Below are 5,031 nucleotides of genomic sequence, written 5' to 3'. Positions count from 1 at the left end.
ACATGATTTACTTAGCAATTAATCGATTAATTCTCAGGAGAAAATCTGCTTAATCTATGTTTGAAAACAAGCTCTAAGTCTTAGCCAAAAAACATAAATTGCACGGGAATTGAGACCAGCACTCTAATACAGATATTCAAAATCTAGATTTTTGACAGATGGACGGTATAACTTCGCTAAAAGCCCCAAAACCCTCAAAGGGCTTACTCCCTATGAATTTATCATAAAAATCTGGCAATTAGAACCAAATTCATTTGTGATTAATCCACACCGCCTCATAAAGAGACTATACAGGTTTCAAAATCCATAAAAAATGGTATAAATAGTGCATAAAACTTCTCAGGTAAAACATGCTTATAGTAAGTACTGGACCGATTAACACACAGCAAAGTACAGCACTTCTGCAAAGACAGTTTACCCCTATGTTGCAAACAACTACGTTTGAAATCTAAGGAAGATGACTGTACACTTTTTTTAAAAAATCAATCTCCATAGCCATCTCACCTATTTTGCGCTGTAGACTTTCTATTGTAGCGGTTTGGGAAGTGGGGGCCTCGTTCTTATTAGCGAATATTGACTCACCTTTATCCAGTAGTTCTTTTTTCCAACGGTGTAACACACTTTGGTTAACGCTATATAACTGGACTAGTTCCGCCAGTGTCCTATCACCTTTTACCATTGCTATTGCTGCTTTGAACTTTACACTTTTGGGGTGAACCTTTCTTATTTTAGACATTTTTTATACCTTCCTTTCTGGTTACTTTTATACACCTTTCTTCTCTTAATCAACTGTACAGTTTTGGGGGGCACCTCATTACTGCTTTCGGCGCAGAACTCAATTCCGGTCGGTTAGTTACACCTTCTCCGAAAAGGAATTCCACCTTCTTGTTAAACCAGTCTTCTCCTGGCGCACCTATAACGTTTGTTGTTTAGCAAATTTTTGTGATATAATCGATAGAATGGTATATAACAATAGTTAATCAACTAATTAGTGGTCAAACATATGAAACCAAGAAAGTTAAATATTAGAATGAGCCGTAGCGAATTTGAAGATTTTTGTAAAAGTTTAGAAAATAGAGATGTAGAGGAATTTGTAGCAAAATTTGTGGCTGCTCACGAGGGTGTTGGGCGAGATGATACGCTGAGTTTAGCATTAAATAGGGCGATGATGTATGACAGACAGGATGTGGTGCACAAGATTCTCTACATGCCCCATACGGAAAACATATTAACGATAATCGATGTTATTAATTACAGCCCAATCGGGTATCTGATACACTTTATAGACATTGATAGCATGATACAGAGTGCAGACGGGAGCATTTTTGGAACTGTACTAGAGTATTTAGCACGGCACAAAAATACAATACCGTTAGTAGATCTGGAAGGGTATGATTTTCTATTAACGCGTGCTGGTGTTAGCTTATCACGTTGGGAGGTGAGCATAGATGAGCAAGTAGAGTACTTTAGGAGATATTTTCTAGACGCTCTTTATACTAAAGAATCGCTAGACGCACTTGAAAGGACTTTTCATGATACTTTTGATGCAGCAACATACATCAAGGATTACAGAGACAAGCAAGAGCAAAGTAATGGTATTGGGGTACAATATGTTGAAAAGAAGCAAGATGGTGCTGCAGACGATGAAGAAAGTGAGGACAGTCCTGGAGGACAAAAGGCTCTGGACGGTGATGGAGATGGAACAGTAAATAAAGAAGGTAATCCCAGTATAAGATGTGGAGAAGAAAACAGCTGTCACGATGAGGAGTTGAGTCTGTATCAGGCAACTCAGAGTGGTGGCAAACACCACAGCAGTACAGCAGGCAGTTGCAAAACTGAGGATCTCAAGTTGCTCGTAGATCGAATTTTAGAGTGGCTAGAAGAATTACCGAGTTGGTTGCAAGCATATGTTATGGATTCACATCCCGTACAAGTGTTGTTGGAATCAATAAGGACTCAATACGTTTCATCTGTGTTGGAAATAAACCTATTTAAAGAAAAAATTGAAAGAATGTTTGAACGGGAGCATAGACATTATCAGGATGGAATGTATGAAATAGAAGAGAAAGCAAAATCTGATCATGTGCTATCCAGTAGACCTGATGACATCGACTTAGAAGCAAGACACGTTGATGTCATGATGTGTGATTTCAGCACTGCTAGGACCATTTCGGTCTATAGCACATTAGTATTACAAGAGGTAACCCAACAGTATGATTTTGGTGTTAATGAGATCACAACATTGAATTATGAAGAAGTTATGACACATTAAATTAACAGGTGGATATATGAAGGGGGGATGGAGGAAAGCTGATTCAGGAGCCTACAACACTTTCGCGAAAGCCAATGTGTATAATAATTTGGACAGTATATTCCATAAAGAAGCAGCAATAAAGAATGGTGTGCTGGCACCACCTGTCAGTTTCGGATCTGGTGACCATATTAATGTTGATCTAGGAGCTGCTCTTAATAGTAGACTAGCAGCATTAAACACGATTGCTAAGGCACTCTCCAGTACTCCTTATACATCAGTGACCGAGTGCCATGAACAACCTGGCAGTATTTTGTGCGTGGCATTTGCTGATGAAGCGGATAAGAAACAAGCCAGAGTTGCTGGAATAGGGCACGTACTTGGGGCATTAGACAATCTTAGCATGGCGAGTAGAGCGGATGATAAGATAAACCGCTTCCAAACGATGTATAGTGCAAAAAACGAAGAACTCATAGCCACTATCATGCAGATTGCGGGAGAGCTGGAACAAGCGAATAGGGGTAGTACAGCAAGCAGTTTGAGAGCCTGTGTCAACAATTGTCGTGCTGGAAGCGAAATACCCATCAATATGTCAGAAGAATTGATGTGTCAAGTAATTGACAGAATCGTTGAGAAGGATCTATTTCAAGCTATGTACAGAATGAAGAATAGTAGATTAACGAACATCATCACTCAAATGGTAGAAGAGATGGTAGAAGGAGATACTAATCAACTACAGGAGATAACGGAGCTGCAGCACTGTGTAGCTGGAACAGGAACACTAACGAACCCACAATTAATACATGCGGTTACTAACCGGATGTTTTCCCCGAAAGAGCTCAGAAATCTCGAACAAAATATTGATCTACTACAGGACAAGGAAGTTGTAATATTATCAGAGGTGGAACAAGGTTATATTGAGAAGTGTGGTATACACACTGACCTAAAATCTATACCTTATATGAGGGAGAAGCATCCTACTGCTAAGGTATTTAACGTTGGAATAGCAAATGCGAATCCAGGTGAATCTTTTTGCTGTGTAGGCTGTACCACAGAGCAAGAAGTCTTGAAAGATGAAGGTGTAACAATCAACGTCAGTGCTATTTCTCATGATCATTTCCCTAAGGGGTTTTATGCTCCTTCAATGAATGTGGCTTCAGATACAAGGTTGTTGAATAAATATACTAATAAGTTATACCGCAAAGCGCGTGATAAGAAAGAGAATATGGAGCGAGAAGGAAAACAGAGAACAGGTGACTTTGAAGCTTTGAAGAATGCAGCAAGTAGTGAAGCGCGCGACAGAAAGAGATGGAAGATAAAGTCAGAGCCTCAACAAAGTCACATACCCACACCGGATCCTGACGACATGCCACCGGCTATGAGTATACCTCCACTAGATTCTTATAACGTGCAATCGACTACGGATATGCCCCCACCGGATCCTGACAACCTGCCACCAGCTATGGGTCCAACGCGGTGGAACATGCTAGATCATCAACAAAGCAATCTCACGAGATATGAGAAGTCGTCTATGGAGGAGGGGAAGCTGTATCAGAGTTCAATTTTTCAGCACAACCTTATAAAACTTAATGAGGTGCAGAAGGGTCAGATACAAAATATGATCCTAGATTCAGTGCTTCAGGCTCAGGTTGATCATCGCAAGATCGAAGTGAGCGGAGCAAGCAAAGAGAGACATATTGGTAAATGGGTTGAAAAGATAGGAAGGGAAAGGGATCGACATCCTGTAGTCACACTCATTCCAGAATCTGAGCATGTTCTGGACCATTCCGAAAACATCGACAATATTATTTCCTCAATACAGGACAACCAACTCCCTCCTAAGACGGTAATATGTCTGGAACGCAAGCAGGAGGGAGAGAATTTAGGTATGAAAGATGTGATACTGTTATCAAAGATACTGGAACACAATAAAAGCGCTCTTCAAAAGGACAAGATAGCTCTACCAGCTGGTATAGAAAACACACCAATTTATAAGGACGCAGAACTTTACAGTCTGGCACAAGAGCGTGGTATTCCAATAATAGGCATAGAAGGTAAAGGCCTGCCTGGTAAGTATTTGCCCAATGGAACTGTAGAAGAGTCAAATGCCTACAACAAGGCAAGAGAAGCATACATGGTCTCGCAAATATCAGACATAGTGAGTAAAGGGTACAACGTGTTGTGCCCTATAGGAAAGTCGCATGAAAGGAATGTGAAGTCTGAGTTAGTGGATAAAGGTGTGAAAGTTGATGAAATGGATGCATTGAGAGTGCGAACCACACACACGACACATCAAGAGCGAGTCGCTTTTGGGGTGGGACAGGATTCGGTAAGAACAAAGTAACCTAATTTTAGTGCATAGATGGTATCCTCCTATATGGAGGGGCATTGGAGATAGACAAAGAATGCTTGAGCCTGTGACAACTGTTGGTGAATGTATTCAAAATTAAAGACCTCTGAGTAGTCTCCCCGTCAGAAATGGTGTAGAGGAGATGATATGAGGGATTGAGTTGATGAAATGGATTGAAAATCCATAAGAGAAGTGTATTAGATAGGCAGAAAGCTTATGGATTTTACATATCAGATATGCCAATAGAAAACAAAGTTTTTAGTCAAAAACAAGGAAGATTATTTTGCATTAAGTTTGCAGATGTATTGAACCACAAAAACAAACTATACAAATTACGAGATTTGGTAGATTGGTGGTTTAAATTACAGAAACGTGGATTTGGCGAACTGGAAGGGGTAAAATTGTAGGAATTAGCGTGATTTGGAAAAAA

General features: G+C 40.1%; 4 protein-coding genes. 3 read left to right on the top strand and 1 reads right to left on the bottom strand.

Features of this window, described 5'->3' with window-relative positions; genetic code table 11:
* Window positions 1-448: 448 nt before the first annotated feature.
* Complete coding sequence (locus tag EDM53_RS02265; protein ID WP_130122021.1) at window positions 449-736, bottom strand: hypothetical protein; 288 nt, start codon at window positions 734-736, stop codon at window positions 449-451.
* Between the two features lie 267 nt (window positions 737-1,003).
* On the opposite strand from EDM53_RS02265, the gene EDM53_RS02260 reads away from it, so the two are divergent.
* From EDM53_RS02260 to EDM53_RS06130, 3 genes are all read left to right on the top strand, one after another.
* A complete protein-coding gene (locus EDM53_RS02260; RefSeq protein WP_130122019.1) occupies window positions 1,004-2,272 on the top strand; it encodes a hypothetical protein in 1,269 nt (422 codons plus the stop codon).
* A 16-nt stretch (window positions 2,273-2,288) separates the two neighbouring features.
* Window positions 2,289-4,595, top strand: coding sequence for a hypothetical protein (locus tag EDM53_RS02255; protein ID WP_130122017.1), 2,307 nt, complete (start codon window positions 2,289-2,291; stop codon window positions 4,593-4,595).
* A gap of 242 nt (window positions 4,596-4,837) precedes the next feature.
* The gene (locus EDM53_RS06130) at window positions 4,838-5,008 is read left to right on the top strand and encodes a hypothetical protein (protein ID WP_165379508.1); all 171 of its coding nucleotides are present in this window, start codon (window positions 4,838-4,840) and stop codon (window positions 5,006-5,008) included.
* Window positions 5,009-5,031 lie beyond the last annotated feature (23 nt).

The organism is Rickettsiales endosymbiont of Peranema trichophorum (assembly GCF_004210275.1).
Taxonomy (GTDB): domain Bacteria; phylum Pseudomonadota; class Alphaproteobacteria; order Rickettsiales; family Midichloriaceae; genus RICK02.
This window is presented reverse-complemented; position numbering and strand designations above follow the sequence as displayed.